Origin of the sequence: Paludibacterium paludis, assembly GCF_018802605.1 — a bacterium.
GTDB lineage: Bacteria > Pseudomonadota > Gammaproteobacteria > Burkholderiales > Chromobacteriaceae > Paludibacterium > Paludibacterium paludis.
In genome coordinates, this window is record NZ_CP069161.1 from 3539363 (window position 1) to 3559771 (window position 20409).

Consider the following 20409-nt stretch of genomic DNA (forward strand, 5'->3'; position numbering starts at 1 on the left):
TCACTCCCCGACCGCTTCGCCCAGCAGGGTGATGGTCATGGTCTGGTTGCACAGCAAACTGCCAGCGCTTCCCGGCACGGGCGATATTTCGCCATTGGAATAAAAACCGCAGCAGACGGTCGATGCGCCGAAAATACCGGCCACCTCCTCGACCTCCTCGTCGACCCGCTCGCCCATCACCAGACGCCGGCCAACGCAACTGACCAGCAGCGCCAGCCGTTCGCCCGTGCACGCCATGATCGAGCGGGCGGCTAGAAGGGCGGCTTCGCCGGCGCCCGCGATCAAGTGTTCTGTCGACGCATGCATCAGGCGCAGATAGCCATCGGGATCGACATCCCCGGCCAGAAGCAACGCCCCGGTCTGTTCATCGATGCCCAGAATGGTGCGGATCACCCGGTTGGCGGCATCCTTGCCCGGCTGCATTTCGAACGGGAACAGCAGCCCCGAGCCTGGCAAGTCCGCCGCGTACTCGCCAAGATAACGGCGGTAGATATCCAGCGCCCGTTCTCCGTCGAGTTCGTACAGCATGTTCTGTTCGGCGCGGGTCACTTTGCGAAGCGGGCCGAATGGCTCCCAACCGCCATAGGATCCATTTCCCAAACGCAAGGACGAACCGTAAAGGCCGACGGCGACAATCGTGTCGTCCGAGGCGACTCCGTCGGCCAGCGTCCAGGTTTTGACGAACTGGCCGTTGTCCCCCGCCAGTCCCCCGAAAACCCCGCATCCGCGCGGCAGCACGCCGGCCAACCCGGCGACGAGCGCGCTGCCGTTGACGGCGACGCCGGTACCGAACAGCAGCACTCCGGCCAGGGAATCATGTGGCAATTTCGCTCCGAGCCGCTCGCCGGCCGACTGCGAGTCCGGCATGCCAGCTATGCGGGTGACGGCGATTTCGGCCCGGCTGTCCGGAGCCCCGAACACCAGGCAGGCAATCACGGCGGTGTGGCTGGTCACCTCGACGCCCAGGATCTCTCCGGCGGTCGAGCACCCGACAAGCGGCACGCCCGCGAAGGCCTCGCCAAGCGCATCGAGAAACCCCGCATCGGCGAAAAAAGACTGATCCGCGAACACCAGCGCCAGCCCCGCCCCCGCCGGAGGTCCCTCCGGCACGGCTCCCGGCCTGATTCGCTGCGAATGGATTTTCATGCTTCGCCTCCCTCGAATTCGGCGGGCAGATCGCCCTCGTCCGGCACATCGTCGGGAAACTCCCGCGAAATGCCGAGGACGCCTTCCCAGTTGGAGCAAAACGCGTCGACGCACCGCGGACAAAAATGCTTGCCGCGGCCGTCTTCGATGTAGCGGCGCGCCTCGTCGAACGGCCAGGGTTTCTTGTACGGGCGTTCAGAAGTCAACGCGTCGAACACATCGGCCACCGCCACGATGCGCGCCTCCAGCGGGATGGCCTCGCCCTTCAGTCCTAGCGGGTAGCCCGTGCCATCGAACTTTTCATGGTGTCCCGCCGCCACCCGGCTCGCCAGTTGAATCAGCGGGGAATGACTGCCGGACAGAATTCTCGCTCCGATTTCCGCGTGCCCTTGCATGATATGCAGCTCTTCGGGCGTCAGCCGGCCGGGTTTGAGCAAGATGTAATCGGGGATGCCAAGTTTGCCGATATCGTGCATCGGCGCCGCCAGCTTCAAATTGGCCACGAACTCCTCTTCGCAGCCGAGCCCCCTGGCGATCAGCGCCGCGTAACTGGACATCCGGTTGATGTGCGCCCCGGTTTCCGGATCCCGGTATTCCGCCGCGCGCGACAAGCGCAGCACCAGTTCCTGCTCGCGCAGACGGATCACCTGCGTCGCCCGCGCCACCTCCTCGGCGAGCCATTGGCTGCGGTTGCTCAATTGCTGCCTGGCCTGGCTCAAGGCCAGCAGATTGCGCACCCGGATACGGAACTCGACCGAATCGATGGGCTTGGCAAGGAATTCGGTGGCGCCAAGTTCCAGAGCCTTCTGCCTGATCGGGCGCTCGTTCTCGGTAGTGATCATGACAATGGGGACATCCTGCCGGTCGGGGATGGCGCGAAAGCGCCGGATGAACTCATGGCCGTCCAGTTCCGGCATCATGTAGTCCACCAATACCAGGTCGGGGTCATGGGACTCGCTCCAGGCCAGGGCTTCGAACGGATTTTCAAATGCGACCGGCTCGACCTCTGCCACGGAGCGCGCCAGCGCGGTCATCAGTATCAGATTGGTGGAATTGTCGTCGACTATCAGAATGGCCATGCGCAACGCCTGTCGCTCGTGGGGGAGATACTCTGATAGTAATGGATTGGTGGAGATTTGCCGACCGGACATGGCTAACGCGGACAAGGAAACTCGCTTCCCTGTCCGCGTTAAAGAAAAGGGGCCGGTCAGTAAACTGGCCGGCCAAAGTCAGCTTTGTTCAAGCTGAGGTACTCGATCGTTACTGTGATGCGATAGAAACCTTATTCGGCGGTGCCCGCGTCAGCGATATTCACCGGGAAGCGGTGAGCCACCATGCCATAGAGCAGGTAACCGAACAGCATCACCAAAGAGCCCCAGAAGACAGCATCGGCGCCGGCTGCGTAGATACTGTACATGCTGTACAGGATCGCGATCAGCACGATGAACATGTTGCGAGCGTACGGAGCGCCGGTCAGCTCGTTCTTCTTCATGATCGCAGGCAGAGCGGTCAGCGACAGGATGTACGGCACCACGTTGGTGAACACGGCCAGGTTGACCAGTACGTTGAACTGTTTGCTCAGATCGGGCGAAATGGTCATCAGTGCGATGGCGCTTTGTACCGTGGTGATCAGCACCATGCCCTTGATCGGGGCGCCATGCTTGGTCACGTCGGCGAAGAACTTCATGAAGATGCCATTATCGGCGCCGGCCTTGGAGACTTGAGCGATGGTGAACTGCCAGCCCAGCAGGGAACCGGTACACGCAACCACTGCCAACAGGTTAACCAGGCTACCGATGGCCGGGTTGAACAGAATCGAGAAGGCCAGACCGAACGGCGAGGTCGAAGCGGCCAGTTGCGCATTCGGAACGATACCTTGCATGGCGGCGGTCGACAGCACATAGATCACGGCGGCGATACCGGTACCCAGCAGTACGGCGATCGGCACGTTCTTCTTCGGGTTTTCGACGGCGTCGGAGTTGGCGCAAGCGGACTCCATGCCGAGGAAGGCCCACAGGGTCAGGGCGATACCGGAGGAAACGGCCTCACCGAACGGCTTGTTCTGCACGTTCCAGGCGCTGGAGAAAGTGTGCGGATCGAACCAGAACCAGCCGAAGACAGCCAGGGTGCACACCGGGATGATCACGCCCCAGACGGTCACGCCGGAGATGCGGCCGGTGATTTTCGGGCCCCAGAAGTTGGCGATGGCGGTCAACCACAGCAAAGCGATGATGCCCATGCAGGTATTGACCGGCGCGGCGCTAAGCCAGGGAACGAACGGAGCCAGATAACCGATGGCGGTAATGGCGATGGCGACGTTGGCGATAGCCAGCGACACGTAGTAGGTATACGAAGCCATGAAGAAGGAGGACTTGCCATGCGCCTCTTCAGCGTATGCCGACATACCGCCGGAACGGGAAACGAAGAAGCCGCACTGAGCGAAGGAGTAGGCAAGCGCCATGGCGCCAAGCGCCGTCACGATCCACGACAGCATCGTGATGGTCCCGACTTTCGCCAGGTTGGCCGGCAGCATGATGATGCCCGAACCCATCATATTCACGGCCACGATGATGGTTAGGCCCATGAGCCCCATCTTGTTGGACTTGGAAGACATAATTTTTCTCCAGAAAATTGAAGAAAACGCCCGAGGACGAATTCCTCAAACAAGCGCTGAACGCCATACGTAACGAGTACGTTTTTATTTCAGAATGATCTGAAAATATCTCGTGTTTTTCAGTATCGCGAGGAAAGATTACTCCCGAGCCCCATCCCCTCTCTTGATTCGGATCAATAAATAAGAACATTCTGATTAACGAAAGTTAAGGTTTCCTTAACCTTCAAATCAAGCCTGACACACCGCTCTAAAACCCTTTAAACACAAGCGTTTCCGAAAAAGTTCCACGGATTACCAACTATTACATAACCATCTTTTATGGCAAAAAAACCCCGATATGGAAACCTTTCCGCATCCGAAACACATGAATTTGTCATTGTTTTTTGGTTTTATTTCATAAATAACGCCAACTAACACGGACTACGATAAACATGAATTCACTGATCAAAAAATTAAGGATAAAAAAAACCGGCCGATCGTGAATTTATGAGCGCAAGGGACTGATTAGACTGGACGCGAAACAATACCCGATAAAATTACTCGGGGTTGTTTCCGGAAGGAATGCGAGGGAAAAGCGGGAATTCAGCAAGAAAACAGCAAACATGCCGAACAAAGCATGGAATCGTAAATTTTGACTTTGTCACATGACCCGACGGGCCGTCCGGCTCGCTGTTGGCAAGAGGCCGGCAGGCCGGCATCATTCCGCCCCGACCTCAGTCCGGATCATTCATGCATTTCAGAAACCCCGATCCATCGGGGGAATTTTTACCGCGAGCCGGCGGCGCGTCAGGCGTTCACCTCTCCATCGAGATAAACCCAGCGCCCGTCAAAACGAACAAACCGGCTCTTCTCGGCAAGCCGGCCGGCCCGGCCACCGGCCTTGTAGCGGGCGACAAATTCGACACGGCCTTCAAGATCGCCGGCAAGACCCTTGTCGGTGGAAACAATCGTCAGACCCAGCCACTTGAGGGGCTCGTCATCGAGATCGAGGCTCTCCGGGCACGTATCCGGATGCCAGCTGAAACGAAGGTACTCCGCATGCTTCAGGGCGAACGCGCTATAGCGCGAGCGCATCAGCGCTTCGGCGGTCGGAGGGAATGCTGACATGCCATGAAAAGGCTGGCAGCAGAGGGTATAGGCAAGGCCGCTGCCGCAGGGGCAGGCGGCCGCAACGGGCGATTTTCGGCTCACGGAAGACGTTTCCTCAGGCGTTCGGCAACGCACCGCAGAATACCGCAAACCGCCCGCGGCGTCCCGGTCACACCTTGAAACGGGATACCAGTTCGGATAACCGGGCCGACAGGCGCTCCAGCTCGCCTACCGAAACGACGGTGCCCTGAATGGCCTCGTCGTTCTCGCGCGCCATGGCGGCGATCGCGTCGATATTTTCCGTGACGGTATTGCTCACCTGCCGCTGCTGCTCCGTCACCCGGACAATCTGGTCCAGCCCCTGGCGGACATCCGAAACCGATTCATTCGCCGCGTCGAGGACTTCGGCCACGCGTTCGGCCGAGCGGTGGCTGGAAGCCAGGTATTCAAGGCTTGCCATGACAGTTTGCCGTACGGCATCGGATTTGGCATTGAGCGAACGGGTGACCTCGTCAATTTCGATCGCCGACTGGGCCGACTTTTCGGCAAGCTTGCGCACTTCGTCCGCGACCACGGCAAAACCCCGGCCATGTTCACCGGCACGGGCGGCCTCGATCGCCGCGTTCAACGCCAGCAGATTGGTCTGCTCCGCGATTTCCCGAACCTGACGCGTCATATCGGTGATGGCCGCCGTCGACGCCATCAAGTCATTTTCCGCCTGGGACATCATGGAGACCGTGCCCTCCACGCGTCCGACGTCGTCCTTGAGCTCGGCGAGGCTCGTTCGCCCTTCTTCCGAACGGGCAAGACTTTCCCCCGAACGCTGGTAGACTTCACCGGCGCTGGAGGCGATTTCGCCGATGTGTCCGGCCAGGGATTCGACCGCGCCGGCCGCCTCCACCGATTGCGTGTTCTGATGGTGGGAACCGCGGGCCAGGCGTCCCGCCCCCTCCGACAAGGCCGATGCGGAGGCGGATACCGCCGCGGACGCCGCGCCGACTTCACGCACCAGATCGGCAATCGTCGCCATCATCTGATTGAAGCTGGCCGCCGCCCGGCCGATCTCGTCGCCGCCCCTCACATCAAGACGCCGGGTCAAATCGCCCTCGCCCTTGGCAATCTCGACCAATCCGTCCGACATGGCGTTCAGCGGCCGGCTGACAAAGCGCCGGATGAACAGGAAAACCACGGCCATCAAAGGCAGCGACACCAGACAGGCGAACACGATGCTTTGATTGCGGAACCCCTCGACAGCCCGGTGGGTTTTTTCCAGCGAGATGCGCATGCTGACTGCGCCGAGCGGAGTTTTCTCGGGCACGATATGGCACATCAGACAGTTTTTACCCAGATAGTTGCTCGATGCCAGAGCGGGATACACGACGCGCAGCGCCTCCCCCTTGACCGGATCGCTCTCGATACCGATGTAAGTCTTGCCCTCATTGACGGCGGCGCTCTCCATCGGATCGGAGGGGCGCGCATCGTTGCCCACTCCGGGGCCGAATTGTTTGTTGACGGCGGGACCGCGCAATACTTTCAATTCGCGCACGGCCGACAGCTCTTTTATCTGATCAAGGAAAACATCGCGCTTGGCGACCGTGCCGGTCATCATCATGCCGGTCAAGCCCGCCAGGGTCATTTCGTTCATGCTGTGGGCCAGATCCTTGGCCTGATCGATCGCGATATCCTGACTGACCCGCGTTTCCCAGGCGATAAGCCCACCCCATGCCAAAACAAGACACAACCAGATCGCGCCAGTAAGACGCAGCCAAATCGGCCAATCGGAAAATCTACGCATCAATCCCACCCGGCTTCCCTTCAGTCACCGGTCTCCACTTTTGTTGTTGTGAGACTCGTTGTTCACGATACCTATGGCAAGCTGTTGCCATCATCATGCCCAACGGCTTTGCTCGCGAGCATACTCCGCAGCGAAAACCCGGCGATACGACAAATATCAATGAAGATGCGATATTTCAGAGGTTTCAACCGGCCGGTTGAGGCAGCAGCGTGTAACCACTCTGCAAACCGGCAAGCAGCACCGCGGTCGATACCAGTACGATGAGGAAACCGCCAACGACCATCTTGCACAGCCATGGCGCTTTCGCCCGAAAGACCAGAGAGAACGGCACAGCAAGGAGCAGGCCGCTGAGAAAAATGCCCGCCGCCCACCACCAGCGGCGCTCTCCCAGCGCGGCGACAAGCGCGACAAGTCCGCCAAATGCCAGCATCGTCAAGCCAATACTGGAGAAGATCGTACAAAGTATCTGCAAAGTCTGAAACATCGGATTTTCCGGGGCGCACGCCGGCTGTCGCCTGGCGCCACTGTTAATGTTATATGGATAGCCGGATGTCAGCATACACCGGACGCAGAAAGCGTGCACGCCGTCCGGGTCATGCGCGCCCGGCAGAAAACGCAAAAAGAGGGAATCGGCAGTCTCGCTGCGGATTCCCTCTTTTGCTCCGGTTCGACACCGCCAAGCGCGCGGTGTCAACAAGAATGGAGCGGTTCATTTAACGCGATAGTTCTCGGGATTTGCCTTGATAACCTTGCCTGCATAATCATCCGCGGTCAGGCGATCGGCTTCGCTTTGGGACGGAGCGGCTTGCTCAGCCTTGGCTTGTCGGTCCTGAAGGCGTTGAACGTTCAGAAATCCATCGCCGGCATGGGCGGCGAACGCGGAAACAGCGAACAGGGAAGCAGCAATAAGAGTCGTCGATTTCATGGTGAAGTCCTTGGTGTATTCAATGTCGGGAGCCCTGTCAGGCATGGGCATCGCCCGCTCAAAATCAGGGAACCGTTCAGGTATCCGGTTTACTTGGTTCGGTAGTTGTCGCGATTGGCCTCGATGGCTTCGCCGGCTTTGCGATCCGCCGCCTGGCGTTGCGCTTCGCGGTTGGCGTCGTCACCGGAGCGGATATCGGTCCGAACCTGCTTTTCCGCTTTCTCGGCCTGCATTTTCTGCACATTCAAAAAACCGTCGCCGGCATGGGCCAACGAAGAAAAAGCGAAGACGGTGGCAATCAGGGTCATAGTGCGTTTCATGGTTTCTTTCCTTTAGCTGTTTATGTGCGGCGGCAAGATCACGCCGCGTTTCAGTGGCTCCACTTTACTATTTGAAAAACTGATAAAAAAGCGCAAAATTAAGCAGATAAACAACAGAATTTTCGAACAATGAACGAACTATTCCCTCGCACCACGCTGGAACAGTGGCGAGTTTTGCAAGCCATCGTCGAACATGGCAGCTACGCACAAGCCGCCGAAGCGCTGTTTCGCAGCCAGTCAGCCATCAGCTACACCCTGGCTCGCCTGCAAAGCCAGCTGGGTGTCACATTGCTCGAGCCGGACGGCCGACGCATGAAGCTCACCACCATCGGAGAGACCTTGCTGCGCGATGCGATGCCGCTGGTGAAAGCGGCCATGCAACTGGAAAAGCGCGCGCGCTCACTGAATCAGGGGTGGGAGGTGGAGGTCCGGCTGGCCGTCGACGGGCTTTACCCGACCGCGCTGCTCATCGACGCGTTGCAATCTTTTCAGAACATCTGCGGGCAAACCCGGGTGGAATTGATTGAAGTGGTGCTATCGGGCGGCGATGAAGCCTTGCTGGAAGGAAACGTCGATCTTGCCATCGTGTGCGATCTGCCCAGCGGCTTTTTCGGGGACAAGCTGTTCGAGGCCGAATTCATCGCCGTGAGCGCGCCCGCGCATCCTTTGCAGACGCCCGCGGCACCGCTCGGTCTCGATGATCTGAAAAACTGGACCCAGGTCGTCGTGCGCGATTCGGGTTCGCGCCACCCTCGCGACGCGGGATGGCTCGAAGCCCGCAGCCGCTGGACCGTGACCAAGGCGGAAACCGCGATCGAAGTGGTCAGGGCCGGACTGGCGTTTGCCTGGCTGCCCGCGCATCTGATCCGCGACGACCTGGCGTCCGGCCGGCTCGCCGCGCTGCCGCTGGAATACGGCAGCCGCCGCTTCGCACCGGTTTACCTGGTCCTGGCCAGTCCGGACGAGGCCGGCCCCGCGGCGCGCGCCATGGCTGACTGCTTCCGGCGGGCCACGCTCGCCGCGTGCGCCACGACAGGGGACACCGCTGACACGCGACAATAAAAAAGGCCGGGAACCTGGTTCCCGGCCAATCATACCGCCAAACATCGGCAGCTCAGCGTTGCTTGTTATTTTTTCATTACATACCCGTAGGCACGCTTGCGTCCATCCGGATCGGTTTGCAGGTAAACCCCCTGCAGCTCCGGCGAGAAGCCCGGCAACACATTGATGCCCTCTTCCAGCGCGAGGAAGTAACGTTGAACCGCGCCGCCCCAGACTTCACCCGGAACCACGCACAGCACGCCAGGAGGATACGGCAGGGCGCCTTCGGCGGCCACACGGCCTTCCGCGTCGCACAGCGCCACCAGCTCGACATTGCCGCGAACGAATTCGATGTTCGCTTCTTGCGGGTTCATTACCTGCTTGGGCAGATGGCTTTGACGGAACATTTCCTTCTGCAGCTGCTTGACGTTGCGGCTTACGTACAGGTTGTGCATTTCCTGGCACAGCTGACGGATGGTGTAACCGCGATACCGTTCTTCGTTGTTCTGATAAACAGTCGGCAGAACCACGGACAGCGGCGCATCTTCCTCGATATAACGTTCGAAGCGGGCGATCTGGGCAACCAGATGCTGCATCTTGCCCATGTCTTCCGCCGGCGTCAGCAGGAAGAGGATGGAGTTCAGGTCGCACTTCTCCGGAATGATGTTGTTTTCGCGGAGGAAGTTGGCCAGGATGGTCGCCGGGATACCGAATTCGGTGTATTCACCGGTCGCGGCGTTGATACCCGGCGTCGTCAGCAACAGTTTGCAAGGATCGACGAAGTACTGACCTTCGGCGTAGCCTTCGAAGGCATGCCATTTCTCACCCGGGTGGAAGGCGAAGAAGCGCAGGTCTTCGGCCATCACTTCGGTCTCGTGATCCTGCCATGCGCGGCCATTGACCGTTTCGGGCACGAACGGACGGATCATCTTGCACGTGTTGAGCAGCATCTTGCGAGCTTCGATACCGAACTTCACGCACTGCTTCCACAGGTAGCGGCCGCTTTCGCCTTCGTGCATCTTGGCGTTGACGTCCAGCGATGCGAACAGCGGATAGAACGGGCTGGTCGAAGCATGCAGCATGAACGCGTTGTTGAAGCGTTTGTGGTTGCAGTAACGATCCTGACCCTTGATGTGGCGGTCTTTCTTGTGGATTTGCGAGGTTTGCGAGAAACCGGCTTGTTGCTTGTGAACCGACTGGGTCACGAGGATGCCAGGATCGTTTTCGTTCAAATCCAGCAGCAGCGGCGAGCAGTCTTTCATCATCGGGATGAATTGCTCGTAGCCAACCCATGCCGAGTCGAACAGGATGTAGTCGCACAGGTGACCGATCTTGTCCACAACCTGACGGGCGTTGTAAACGGTACCGTCGTAAGTCCCCAGCTGAATGATGGCCAGGCGGAACGGACGGGCCTTGTCGGCACGTTCCGGAGCCACGGCACGGATCTGTTCACGCAGGTATTTCTCTTCGAAGCAGTGTGCGTCGATACCGCCGATGAAGCCGAACGGGTTACGGGCGGTTTCCAGATAAACCGGAGTCGCTCCGGCCTGGATCAGGGCGCCATGGTGGTTGGACTTGTGGTTGTTACGGTCGAACAGAACCAGGTCGCCCTTGGCCAGCAAGGCATTACATACCACTTTGTTCGAAGCGGAAGTACCGTTCAGGACGAAGTAGGTCTTGTCCGCGTTGTAAACACGTGCGGCATGCGCCTGCGCCTCATGCGCGGCACCTTCGTGAATCAGCAGGTCGCCCAGCTTCACGTCGGCGTTACACATGTCGGAACGGAACAGGTTCTCGCCGAAGAAGTCGAACATGCGACGGCCGGCGGGGTGCTTGTGGAAGAACTGACCACCCTGGTGCCCCGGGCAGGCGAACGTGGAGTTGCCCATTTCGACATACTTGCGCAGCAGGCCGAAGAACGGGGGCAGCATGGATTCGCTGTATTTGGTGATGGCGGTTTCGATCTGGCGACCGTAGAACTCGGGAGACTGCTTGTTGCATTCGATGACGCTGGTCACGTGCTCGACGTATTCCAGCGGCAGCATTTCTTTGCTTTGGGTTTCAACAAAGACCGGGATTTTCAGGCCGCGGGAGATCAGTTTGTCGATGATCTTCCCTTCGGTGATGTCCTGCACGTTGATGACAACGGCGCCGACATCGGCGAAGTCCGTTTCCGCGACATTGACGTAGGCGCGTTCGGTTTTAATGCAGCAAGCTTCAACTGAACCAAGGGCAATTTTCAGATAATTCATCTTCTGTCCTACCTTGAGTGATAAACCAGCCAGTTCTGACCACCACCTCCTGACAAAGGCGATTCTGTTGCCTTGATCCGTTAGCGCGGCGGCCCTGCGACCTGAAATCCGGCATCGTGGGAATACCCATACTGCACAATTCGAAGCCGGCTCCGATCTCGATGACATCCATTATTCTGCCGCCGCGAGAGACTGTATTTGATGTACAGCAAACTCCGATCATAATGTTAGAATATGCTAATCATCATAAATTAGTAAACTCTTCATTAGTTAATATATCTATACCGCATTCACTAGTGAATAGGATATCAGTATGTAAATAAAGGAAAAATAGAGGACTCATCCACCAGACAAGGGCGGAAATTGGGATATTCCGTACGGAATCAGTCTGCGCCCACCGATACCACCCGGGCCAGACAAAGCAACAAGTCATCCCTGCGGAACGGTTTACTGACGAAGTCGTTCATGCCGGCATCGAGGCACGCCTGGCGATCGGAATCAAAAGCGTTGGCCGTCACCGCGATGATATGGGGCTGCCGCGCAGGCGCCTGCAGCGACCGGATGCGGCGGGTCGCCTCCAGCCCGTCCATCACCGGCATGTTCACATCCATCAACACCACATCGTAATTTTTACTCCTGACCGCTTCGACCGCTTCGGCTCCGTTCTCGACGACATCAATATCCTTGCCCATCCCCAGCCGGGTGAGCAGGTGCGTTGCCAGCATCTGGTTGACCACGTTGTCCTCGGCGACAAGAACGCGCAACTTCGGCAGCGGCGCCGCGAAATCCGACAAGGCACGGGAGCGGGGAGGCGCGCATTCGTTCAATGGCAGGTCGCACCGGAACGAAGGCGCGGCGGATGGGCCCGAGGCTTTCCAGACCTGCCCCCCCATGGCACGCACCAATCGGCCGCAGATCAACATGTCGAGTCCGCCATCATCGGAATGGGTCGCCGGACCTGAAGCAGGAAAATCGAAAGGCTCGTAGTGCCATGGCCTCTCGCTGCCGTGCGAGTGAACAACGAACAGGGAAATCGTACCGGCAGCCGTTGGCGCCAGGGAAACATCAATGCGCCCCTCTTTGGCCCGGCCAACGACCTGCGCGGCCAGAGTCATGACGACCTGTTTGAGGCGTAGAACGTCCCCCGTCACCCATACCGGCATGCACTCATCCATGCCGGTTTCGAATGCCACGCCACGAGTCAGGGCCATCGGTCTGAGCTTGTCGGCACAATCGGCCAGCAACGCACTGGCCGAAACCGGCAAGCTCTCCAGCTTCAATTGACCCGACTCGATACGCACAAAATCCAGCAAGTCATTCAGCAACTGCTGCATGGACTGTCCGGACGAACGCAAACCGTCCAGCAGACTTGACTGTTCGCGCGATAACGGCGTTTGTTGCAGAAGATCCGTCATGCCGATCACGCCGCTTACCGCGGATCGGAATTCGTGACTCAACAAAGCCAGCAAATCAAGTTTGTCACGGGATGAGCGCTTGGCCTCGCGCAGCGCGGCACACAGTGCGTCCCTCTCGGCCTGCAATTGGAGGAGACTTCCTTCGTGCGCGGCCCCATGCGCCCCGTCGGACAATCCCGTCCCATCCGGGCTGGAAACGTCGTCCGTTTGCCCTCCATCCAGAGAGCCTTCAGAATTGATCATGGCACGCAATCCATTTTTTACGCATGGCGCAAAGAGCCGCGGATCCGTACCAGGCCCAGCCAGCCGGTGTCCGCTCGCTCTCTTACTTATTCACTATAGGCAAGTCTGCGCAAAAGACGTTGCCCGGCATCAAGCGTCGATCACGCCCGCGCGCCGTCAGACCAGCTGCAATCGCCCATCCTCGTTCTTGAGCCGGACCCGCAGCGGATCGCTTTCGTGAATGGCAAGAGCATTGATACCGGCCGGAAACACGATATAACCCAACGACGCCAGTCTCGCACGGATCGCCTCCTTATCCGATTTGAGCATCTCGACGAAGAGAATCGGACGATGGCGCCGCAACAGACTCTCGGCTCCGGCCAGGACCTGTTCCTCCATGCCTTCGACATCGATTTTGACAAGATCGACCCTTTCCAGCGCCAGGGAGTCCAGCGTCACCATTTCAACACGCAACGGGCGATTGCCGTAATCGATAGGTTGGCCGATATCCTCTCCGCATCCGGACGGCTTCAATTCGAAACTGCCGAATGAACCCGGCACAAGATAATCGGGCTCGGGGATATCGATGTGCCCGCACTCAGCCCCCACGGCAGAGTTCATGGCATTGACATTGAAGCAGTTATTAAGGACGATGTTCCCGGCCAGCGCGTAGTAGATTTTCTCCTGGGCCTCGAAGGCAATGACATGGCCCCAGCCATACATGAAGCGCGCCCACTCGATGGTATGCACACCGATATTCGCCCCGCAATCGATAGCCAGTACCCCCGGCCCCTTATCCCGCAAGCATGAGGCCAGCAAGGCCAGGACAAAATCGATTTCCTCCTGTTCATAGCCCGACTGGGACATCAATTCGTAACCGACGCCGAACGTTCCGCCGGGCGACGCGTGATAATCGTTGCGGTTGACGATCATGCTGCCATGATTGGTCGAGAGCAGCATGAATGGCGCTGGGCGCGGGATATTCTTCATGAGAATGCATCCTGAAAACAAAGGGGATGATAGACAGTGCCGCATCCGCCTCGGCAGTTACGTTCAATCTTGTTGATTTACCGGCTGGCCGCCAGACATCGCGGCCGCGACCATACACCGAGCACCGCGGGCTGCCGCCCCGAATCAGCAAAAGCAGACCAGCGATCCTCATCGGTCACCTCACGGCGCAGAATAGCACCAAAACGATGGACCGCCATGCAATCCGGAAGCTTCTTTCACCGATAGAAGAGAAAACTCACCGAGATAGGCGAATCTCCTCCTGAAACCCGGTATATAAGACCAAAAGCTTTTCCAAACAATTATTTATGCAACGGGTTATTTATTCACCAATGTCCATACACACATAACGCAGCGGAATTCACTTCTTGCTGAAGGGTTGGCGGAAAAAAACAATCACGAAAATATCATTGATGAAGAACAAGTGATCCGGATGAACAGTCCATGCCAACCGTTATGTTCACAACGGTTCAAATAAAAACACCAATGGAACCTTTCCGCTTATCACCATGTCGACCCTTGAAGCTACCGCTCTTTAGTTGTCAAGTGGCGGAGCTCATCCGGAATCTCCCTGAAACATTACGGAAGGAGGTAAACCATGACACAGGGTCTTGGCGGCCGCTCACCGGCCAATGTACAAAAGTTTCTGAAAGGCGCCGACTATCCCGCCAGCAAAGCGGAACTGCTCAATACCGCGAAAAACAATCACGCACCGCAAGAAGTGCTCAAGACGCTGGAAGATCTGCCGGCGGACCAATTCGGCGGTCCGCAGCAAGTGATGAAAGCGTACGGCCGGATGGCATAAACACGGCCCCGATCCGGCCATCACCCGGCCTTGACTCCTATCACGGCAGCAGGAAAGGACACATCATGGCACAACAGCACAGCAAGGAAAACCAACGAGATAATCCTCAGGAAACTCGAAAGCATGACAGCATGACCGTTCAGGAAGCCCGCAAGCTGGGCGGAGAGGCCCGCAAAGCCCAGCTTGGGTCCGAAGGGTATGCGGAACTTGGACATAAGGGAGGCGAGGCGACCTCCGCAAAACATGGCAGGGAATTTTACGAAGAGATCGGCAGCCAAGGCGGCCAGGCCCGCAAAGAACAGCTCGGACCGGAAGGCTACTCCGAGCTGGGACAAAAAGGCGGGCAAGCCAGAAAGGAACAGCTTGGCCCCGAAGGCTATTCGGAACTCGGCCACAAGGGCGGGCAGCGCGTTCGGGAACTCATTGAAAAGGGCAAGGAAACCGAGGAGCACTCCGACAAGGACAGTCCCGAATCGGAGTGACCCCTCCTGCGGCTCCCCCCTTACATGTTCTCCCCCGGTTCACCCGTCTGCTCTATGGCAGACGGTTTTTTTGCCGATTTCCAGACATTTGCATAGCAATCATTGGGGGTTTTCCGTATTCGCACCACATAGTGGAGCCACTCACCGAGACTTTCCCGTTATTCGCCGAATAATGCGAGCCAGGCAAGACAGGTTTGCTTATTGTTATCACGTTGAAACCAACGGGAGAGACTTCGGTGCATTACATTCATTTCGACAGCCGTCATCGGCGGGGAAGCCAACGCTCGCAACTGATTTTCGGATTGTCTCTGATCGGTGCCGGCCTGGTGTACGCATTGTCTGCTTTCGGCATTCTCGGATCGCTCTCGGCATGGAGCATCCTCCCCGCTCTGCTCGCCATGTCCGGCGCGGCCCGAATCGCCACGGCTCGCCACGCGCGCCATATCGCCAAGGGAGCCTTCCATATTGCCATCGCGGCCTGGCTGTACGTCTCCATCGAGCACATTCTGGGACTGAACTTTCACATGACCTGGCCCGTCGGGCTGATTCTTCTGGGCATGCATCTCGTACTGCGCGGCCTGCTTCGGCAAGGCAAAACGGGTACAGGGGACAGGCCATGAGACACCACTGCCACTCGCCGAACCGCCAGCAACGCCGCATCGTCTTCGGATTGTTTTTCATTCTGGCCGGATCGCTGGCCCTGCTCGACTCGTTGCGCATCATCGCCATCGGCAATCTTGCCGATTACTGGCCATCGGTGTTTTGCCTGATTGGCGTCTTGCAGATCATGCAGTCCGGAAGTTTCCCGGGACGGCTTACCGGGCTGGCGTTCACCGTTCTGGGAGGCGGACTGATCCTGCAAAATCTGGGAGTGATTCAGCATGCGATGGGGCTGATTTTGCCGCTCCTCCTGATTATCGCGGGCATAGCCATCGTGGCCAGGGCGTTCCGGGGCCATGCGCCACGCCCGGCCCCCTCGGCCGACACGGATATTCATGAGGAAAAGGACGGCTTCATTCATGTGAATGCGGCAATGAGCAGCAACGTGGTGCGCTGCGACGCCCAAGCATTCGCCGGTGGCGAATTGCATTCGGTGATGGGTTCCATCGAACTCGACCTCAGCCAGGCGTCGATGCCATCGCAAGCCGCCTTGCACGTATTCGCGGTATGCTCGGGCATACAGATCCGCATCCCCCGGGACTGGCAAATACAAATCCGGATTTCTCCCGTCTTGGGAGGTGTGGAAGACAAGACGATTCCGCCGGCAAGCTCGAGCAAGATACTGACGCTCGAAGGCGGAGTCATCATGGGCGGTATTCAGATCAACCATTGACCCCGAGTCGCGCATGCATCCCTTCCTGTCCGACCGCCAACATCTGTTGTATTACCTATCGGGGTGGCTCGCCTCAGGCGCGGCGCTGACCGGCTACCTGCGCTGGGGAGGATGGGTCAACGCGGCGGCTTTCGCGCTACCGCTTTGCCCTGTATTCGGATTCACGGCGCTCTCCGCCTACTATGTCTGCCAGGCCCTGCCTTATTCGCAACGCGCGCCCTCGCGCGTCGCCGGATTGTTCGGAATGGCGTCGCTCCTGTCCGGCGGCATGTGGTGGGCTCTGGCGCAAATCTGGGGCCTGGCACTGCAATCCCTTGTGCCGGGCTGGCCACCGGGGTTTCCCGGCGCGGTGGCATCCTTTCCGGTTTTTCTCTGCGGTGTCGTGCTGTATCTGTTTTCCTTGCTGATCCACGATGCCTGGATCGCGTCCGATAACGCACGTCAGGAAAACGAACGAATGCAAGCCATGCGCGCGCTCGCGCGGGAAGCGGAACTGCAGATGCTTCGCACGCAGATCAATCCTCATTTCCTGTTCAACAGCCTGAACTCGATCAGCGCGCTGACCGCCATCGATCCGGCCGGTGCCCGCGCGATGACAATCGATCTGGCAGAATTTTTCCGGTACAGCCTGCCGGCGTCATCGCGCGGCACGACGACCCTGGGCGAAGAGCTCGGGCTGTGCGAACGATTCCTCGCCATTGAAAAACGCCGCTTCGGCAACCGGCTCGGCATCGAATGGCGCATCGACGAAGCCGCCCGGACGTGCATCATGCCCCCGATGTGCCTGCAACCGCTGCTGGAAAACGCGATCAAGCATGGTATCGGCGGTCTTGCGCAAGGTGGCGTGATCCGCATCGAGGCGTTGGTACAGGGTGGATGGCTGCGCGTGACGGTAAGCAATCCCGTCGCATCCGGTTCAGCCACGCTGCCGGAAGGCGCCGGGGTCGGACTCAAAAACCTGCGCGAGCGTCTGGCCTTGCACTACGATACACGGGCAAGCCTGAATGCGCGCCGCGATGGACAGACATTTCTCGTTGAAATCACTGTGCCCCGACACGAGGAAACCGCTCAATGAGCCGCTTATTGCGAGTACTGATCGCCGATGACGAAGAGCTGGCGCGCCGATTGCTCAAGGAATACCTGCATGGGCATCCGGACATCGAAGTCGTCGCCGAGTGCGGCGATGGCCTTCAGGCCGCCCGAATCATCGGTACACAGTCTCCCGACCTGGTGTTTCTCGATATCCGTATGCCCTTGCTTTCCGGGCTGGAAGTGCTGGAACTGACCGGTCGCCGGGAAGGCGTGATCTTTACCACGGCTCATGACGAGCATGCGGTGAAGGCCTTCGACCTGCATGCCGTGGATTATCTGCTCAAGCCGTTCTCTCAAGCGCGGTTCGACGAAGCGCTGCTGCGGGCGCGCGGCATGCTAGGCCACGAGCGCGCCGGACTGCAGGGATTGATCACCGATTCTGTGTCGTGCCTTGAAAGGATACTGATCAGGGACCGCGAGCAAAGCCATATCGTATCCGTCACGGACATCGACTACATCGAAGCGCAAGATGACTATATCGCCATTCACACCCAGGGCAAAACCTACCTGAAAACCCAAAGCCTTGGCGAGATCGGGAAGCGACTGGATCCCAAACGCTTTGTCCGGGTGCATCGCTCATACATTATCAATCTTGACCGGCTCAGGGCGCTGGAAAAACAGGGCAGGGACAGTCACGCCGCCCGCTTGGCCAACGGTACCCGGATACCGGTCAGTCGCGCGGGTTATGAACGTATCCGATCCATCGTGTGACACGCGCGAAGCGTCGAGGGAATAGCTCCGCCGCAGCAAACATTGCAAGCCCAAAAGAAAAATACCCCGCGCTTGACGGGGTATTTGTCGGGTCTGGTGGGCCCTGCGGGGCTCGAACCCGCGACCAAAGGATTATGAGTCCTCTGCTCTAACCAACTGAGCTAAAGGCCCGAGCGGCGCATTATAACAGAGTTATTGGCCGTTGGGTTCATTATCCAGGAAGCTGCGCAGACGCTCCGAACGGGTCGGATGACGCAACTTGCGCAGGGCTTTCGCCTCGATCTGGCGAATGCGTTCGCGGGTCACATCGAACTGCTTGCCAACCTCCTCAAGGGTGTGGTCGGTATTCATGTCGATGCCGAAACGCATGCGCAGCACCTTGGCCTCGCGGGGCGTCAGGGTGTCGAGCACTTCCTTGGTCGCATCCTTGAGGCTGGAGTACATCGCCGCCTCGGATGGCGCCAGGGTCACCGCGTCCTCGATGAAATCGCCCAGGTGGCTGTCGTCATCGTCGCCGATCGGGGTCTCCATGGAAATCGGCTCCTTGGAGATTTTCATGATCTTGCGGATCTTCTCCTCGGGCATTTCCATGCGTTCGGCCAGCTCGGCCGGGTCGGGTTCGCGCCCGGTTTCCTGCAGGATCTGGCGGCTGATGCGATTCATCTTGTTGATGGTTTCGATCATGTGCACCGGAATGCGGATGGTGCGCGCCTGGTCGGCAATGGAACGCGTGATCGCCTGACGGATCCACCAGGTGGCGTAGGTCGAGAACTTGTAGCCGCGGCGGTATTCGAACTTGTCCACCGCCTTCATCAGGCCGATATTGCCCTCCTGAATCAGGTCGAGGAACTGCAGACCCCGGTTCGTATACTTCTTCGCGATGGAAATGACAAGACGCAGGTTGGCCTCGATCATTTCCTTTTTCGCGCGCCGGGCCTTGGATTCGCCCGCCGACATCTGGCGGTTGATTTCCTTCAGCTCCTTGATCGACAGCATGGCCTTTTCCTGCAATTCAGCCAGTTTGGTCTGCTTCTCGATGATCGCGTACTTGAAGCGGCTGAGGAACTCGGACCAGGCCTTGCCGGAGGCGATTTCCTGTTCAACCCACTCGGTATTGGTTTCATTACCGGGGAAGGTCTTGATGAAATGGTTGCGATCCATGCGCACGCGGCTGACACAGATATCCTGGATGTCGCGTTCGTAGGTGCGGATCTCGTTCACCCGGGAGCGCAGCGATTCGCACAGACTCTCGATCTGGCGCGTCGAGAAACGGACGTTCATGAACTCTGCCGTGATCGCGTCCTGCAGCTCCTGATAGCCCTTGCTCTGGGTGCCGCCCTTGGCCAGTTCCTTGACGAGCTTGTCGAACAGCATGCGCACGTTGGCGAAGTGCTCGAGCGCCTGCTGCTTGAGTTCCTCGAGGTTGGCATTGGAGACGGCGCCGGCATCGGTTTCGCTTTCCTCGTCCTCCTCCTCTTCCTCCTCGAGGATCGCTTCATCCTCGTCTTCGGACGCTTCCGCGAACGGGATGTCGGATTCGGCTTCGGCGTTGGGATCGATGATGCCGTCCACCACCTCATCGACACGCGTCTCGTCGCGCGCGACGCGCTCCATCAGCTCCAGCACGTCGGAGATGGTGCCAGGACAAGCCGAAATCGCCTGAATCATGTGCTTGAGGCCGTCTTCGATCCGCTTGGCGATCTCGATCTCGCCCTCGCGGGTCAGCAGTTCGACGGAACCCATCTCGCGCATGTACATGCGCACCGGATCGGTCGTCCGGCCGAACTCGGAGTCCACCGAGGAGAGCGCCGCCTCGGCCTCTTCCACGGCATCCTCGTCAGCCACGGCCGGCGTCGCATCGGACATCAGCAGCGTATCGGCATCGGGCGCCTCGTCGTACACCTGGATTCCCAAACCGGAAATCATGGTGACGATGTTCTCGATCTGTTCTGCGTCGGAGACATCTTCCGGCAGGTGGTCGTTGATCTCAGCGTAGGTGAGATAACCCCGCTCCTTGCCCAGCGCGATCAGCTGACGCAGCCGTTTGCGCTGTTCTTCCAGGCTCAAGGTACCTTGTTCATCCGCCTGTTGGTCTTTATGATTCTCGGGAGAGGCCGCCATTTCGCTTCCTGCTTGAAAAAAGCCGAAAAAAACAGTTG

At 58.6% G+C, this 20409-nt stretch carries 19 protein-coding genes and 1 tRNA gene; 7 read left to right on the top strand and 13 right to left on the bottom strand.

Annotated elements, in window-relative coordinates; genetic code table 11:
• The 8 genes from JNO50_RS16400 to JNO50_RS16435 all read right to left on the bottom strand — a co-directional run bounded on the left by JNO50_RS16400 (window position 1) and on the right by JNO50_RS16435 (window position 7889).
• Window positions 1-1146 (bottom strand): FIST signal transduction protein, encoded by a 1146-nt coding sequence (locus JNO50_RS16400; RefSeq protein WP_189531429.1) that lies wholly within the window; start codon window positions 1144-1146, stop codon window positions 1-3.
• On the bottom strand, window positions 1143-2225 hold the full coding sequence (locus JNO50_RS16405) for an HD-GYP domain-containing protein (RefSeq protein ID WP_189531431.1): 1083 nt from the start codon (window positions 2223-2225) through the stop codon (window positions 1143-1145). Before JNO50_RS16405 ends, JNO50_RS16400 begins: the two co-directional genes overlap by 4 nt.
• Window positions 2226-2428: 203 nt before the next feature.
• Entirely contained in the window at window positions 2429-3760 is a 1332-nt protein-coding gene (potE, locus tag JNO50_RS16410; protein ID WP_189531434.1) for a putrescine-ornithine antiporter, read from the bottom strand.
• 786 nt (window positions 3761-4546) lie between these two features.
• Window positions 4547-4951, bottom strand: coding sequence for a YchJ family protein (locus JNO50_RS16415; protein WP_189531436.1), 405 nt, complete (start codon window positions 4949-4951; stop codon window positions 4547-4549).
• A gap of 67 nt (window positions 4952-5018) precedes the next feature.
• On the bottom strand, window positions 5019-6644 hold the full coding sequence (locus tag JNO50_RS16420) for a methyl-accepting chemotaxis protein (protein ID WP_189531437.1): 1626 nt from the start codon (window positions 6642-6644) through the stop codon (window positions 5019-5021).
• A 184-nt stretch (window positions 6645-6828) separates the two neighbouring features.
• Window positions 6829-7128 carry a hypothetical protein gene (locus JNO50_RS16425; RefSeq protein WP_189531439.1) on the bottom strand — a complete coding sequence of 100 codons (300 nt, stop codon included), beginning with the start codon at window positions 7126-7128 and terminating at the stop codon, window positions 6829-6831.
• A gap of 225 nt (window positions 7129-7353) precedes the next feature.
• The gene (locus tag JNO50_RS16430; protein WP_189531441.1) at window positions 7354-7569 is read right to left on the bottom strand and encodes a hypothetical protein; all 216 of its coding nucleotides are present in this window, start codon (window positions 7567-7569) and stop codon (window positions 7354-7356) included.
• Window positions 7570-7658: 89 nt separating this feature from the next.
• Entirely contained in the window at window positions 7659-7889 is a 231-nt protein-coding gene (locus tag JNO50_RS16435; protein ID WP_189531443.1) for a hypothetical protein, read from the bottom strand.
• A gap of 129 nt (window positions 7890-8018) precedes the next feature.
• Between JNO50_RS16435 and JNO50_RS16440 the strand changes: the two genes are divergently transcribed.
• Entirely contained in the window at window positions 8019-8951 is a 933-nt protein-coding gene (locus JNO50_RS16440; protein WP_189531444.1) for a LysR family transcriptional regulator, read from the top strand.
• A gap of 65 nt (window positions 8952-9016) precedes the next feature.
• Here the strand turns inward: JNO50_RS16440 and speF are convergent, their stop codons facing one another.
• From speF to JNO50_RS16455, 3 genes are all read right to left on the bottom strand, one after another.
• A complete protein-coding gene (speF, locus tag JNO50_RS16445; RefSeq protein WP_189531446.1) occupies window positions 9017-11182 on the bottom strand; it encodes an ornithine decarboxylase SpeF in 2166 nt (721 codons plus the stop codon).
• A gap of 383 nt (window positions 11183-11565) precedes the next feature.
• The gene (locus tag JNO50_RS16450) at window positions 11566-12840 is read right to left on the bottom strand and encodes a response regulator (protein ID WP_189531448.1); all 1275 of its coding nucleotides are present in this window, start codon (window positions 12838-12840) and stop codon (window positions 11566-11568) included.
• Between the two features lie 156 nt (window positions 12841-12996).
• A complete protein-coding gene (locus JNO50_RS16455) occupies window positions 12997-13809 on the bottom strand; it encodes an FkbM family methyltransferase (RefSeq protein WP_189531449.1) in 813 nt (270 codons plus the stop codon).
• 616 nt (window positions 13810-14425) lie between these two features.
• Between JNO50_RS16455 and JNO50_RS16460 the strand changes: the two genes are divergently transcribed.
• The 6 genes from JNO50_RS16460 (at window position 14426) to JNO50_RS16485 (ending at window position 18250) form a co-directional block, all read left to right on the top strand.
• Window positions 14426-14632, top strand: a complete 207-nt coding sequence (locus JNO50_RS16460; protein WP_189531450.1) for a DUF2795 domain-containing protein — start codon at window positions 14426-14428, stop codon at window positions 14630-14632.
• 65 nt (window positions 14633-14697) lie between these two features.
• A complete protein-coding gene (locus tag JNO50_RS16465; protein WP_215796411.1) occupies window positions 14698-15114 on the top strand; it encodes a KGG domain-containing protein in 417 nt (138 codons plus the stop codon).
• 236 nt (window positions 15115-15350) lie between these two features.
• Window positions 15351-15734 carry a LiaF transmembrane domain-containing protein gene (locus tag JNO50_RS16470; protein WP_189531451.1) on the top strand — a complete coding sequence of 128 codons (384 nt, stop codon included), beginning with the start codon at window positions 15351-15353 and terminating at the stop codon, window positions 15732-15734.
• Window positions 15731-16447, top strand: a complete 717-nt coding sequence (locus JNO50_RS16475) for a LiaF transmembrane domain-containing protein (protein WP_189531452.1) — start codon at window positions 15731-15733, stop codon at window positions 16445-16447. The genes JNO50_RS16470 and JNO50_RS16475 overlap by 4 nt, the downstream gene beginning before the upstream one ends.
• A gap of 13 nt (window positions 16448-16460) precedes the next feature.
• On the top strand, window positions 16461-17522 hold the full coding sequence (locus tag JNO50_RS16480) for a sensor histidine kinase (RefSeq protein ID WP_189531453.1): 1062 nt from the start codon (window positions 16461-16463) through the stop codon (window positions 17520-17522).
• Window positions 17519-18250, top strand: a complete 732-nt coding sequence (locus tag JNO50_RS16485) for a LytR/AlgR family response regulator transcription factor (protein ID WP_215796412.1) — start codon at window positions 17519-17521, stop codon at window positions 18248-18250. Before JNO50_RS16480 ends, JNO50_RS16485 begins: the two co-directional genes overlap by 4 nt.
• Window positions 18251-18344: 94 nt before the next feature.
• Here JNO50_RS16485 and JNO50_RS16490 read toward each other — a convergent pair.
• A tRNA-Ile gene (locus JNO50_RS16490) sits at window positions 18345-18421 on the bottom strand.
• Between the two features lie 21 nt (window positions 18422-18442).
• Window positions 18443-20371, bottom strand: coding sequence for an RNA polymerase sigma factor RpoD (gene rpoD, locus JNO50_RS16495; RefSeq protein WP_189531454.1), 1929 nt, complete (start codon window positions 20369-20371; stop codon window positions 18443-18445).
• Window positions 20372-20409 lie beyond the last annotated feature (38 nt).

Bases quoted from the DNA above. Each gene is read 5' to 3' on its own strand.
- JNO50_RS16400 (WP_189531429.1), bottom strand. From the start codon at position 1,146: ATGAAAATCCATTCGCAGCGAATCAGGCCGGGAGCCGTGCCGGAGGGA.
- JNO50_RS16405 (WP_189531431.1), bottom strand. From the start codon at position 2,225: ATGGCCATTCTGATAGTCGACGACAATTCCACCAATCTGATACTGATG.
- potE (WP_189531434.1), bottom strand. From the start codon at position 3,760: ATGTCTTCCAAGTCCAACAAGATGGGGCTCATGGGCCTAACCATCATC.
- JNO50_RS16420 (WP_189531437.1), bottom strand. From the start codon at position 6,644: ATGCGTAGATTTTCCGATTGGCCGATTTGGCTGCGTCTTACTGGCGCG.
- JNO50_RS16425 (WP_189531439.1), bottom strand. From the start codon at position 7,128: ATGTTTCAGACTTTGCAGATACTTTGTACGATCTTCTCCAGTATTGGC.
- JNO50_RS16430 (WP_189531441.1), bottom strand. From the start codon at position 7,569: ATGAAATCGACGACTCTTATTGCTGCTTCCCTGTTCGCTGTTTCCGCG.
- JNO50_RS16435 (WP_189531443.1), bottom strand. From the start codon at position 7,889: ATGAAACGCACTATGACCCTGATTGCCACCGTCTTCGCTTTTTCTTCG.
- JNO50_RS16440 (WP_189531444.1), top strand. From the start codon at position 8,019: ATGAACGAACTATTCCCTCGCACCACGCTGGAACAGTGGCGAGTTTTG.
- speF (WP_189531446.1), bottom strand. From the start codon at position 11,182: ATGAATTATCTGAAAATTGCCCTTGGTTCAGTTGAAGCTTGCTGCATT.
- JNO50_RS16450 (WP_189531448.1), bottom strand. From the start codon at position 12,840: ATGATCAATTCTGAAGGCTCTCTGGATGGAGGGCAAACGGACGACGTT.
- JNO50_RS16455 (WP_189531449.1), bottom strand. From the start codon at position 13,809: ATGAAGAATATCCCGCGCCCAGCGCCATTCATGCTGCTCTCGACCAAT.
- JNO50_RS16460 (WP_189531450.1), top strand. From the start codon at position 14,426: ATGACACAGGGTCTTGGCGGCCGCTCACCGGCCAATGTACAAAAGTTT.
- JNO50_RS16465 (WP_215796411.1), top strand. From the start codon at position 14,698: ATGGCACAACAGCACAGCAAGGAAAACCAACGAGATAATCCTCAGGAA.
- JNO50_RS16475 (WP_189531452.1), top strand. From the start codon at position 15,731: ATGAGACACCACTGCCACTCGCCGAACCGCCAGCAACGCCGCATCGTC.
- JNO50_RS16480 (WP_189531453.1), top strand. From the start codon at position 16,461: ATGCATCCCTTCCTGTCCGACCGCCAACATCTGTTGTATTACCTATCG.
- JNO50_RS16485 (WP_215796412.1), top strand. From the start codon at position 17,519: ATGAGCCGCTTATTGCGAGTACTGATCGCCGATGACGAAGAGCTGGCG.
- rpoD (WP_189531454.1), bottom strand. From the start codon at position 20,371: ATGGCGGCCTCTCCCGAGAATCATAAAGACCAACAGGCGGATGAACAA.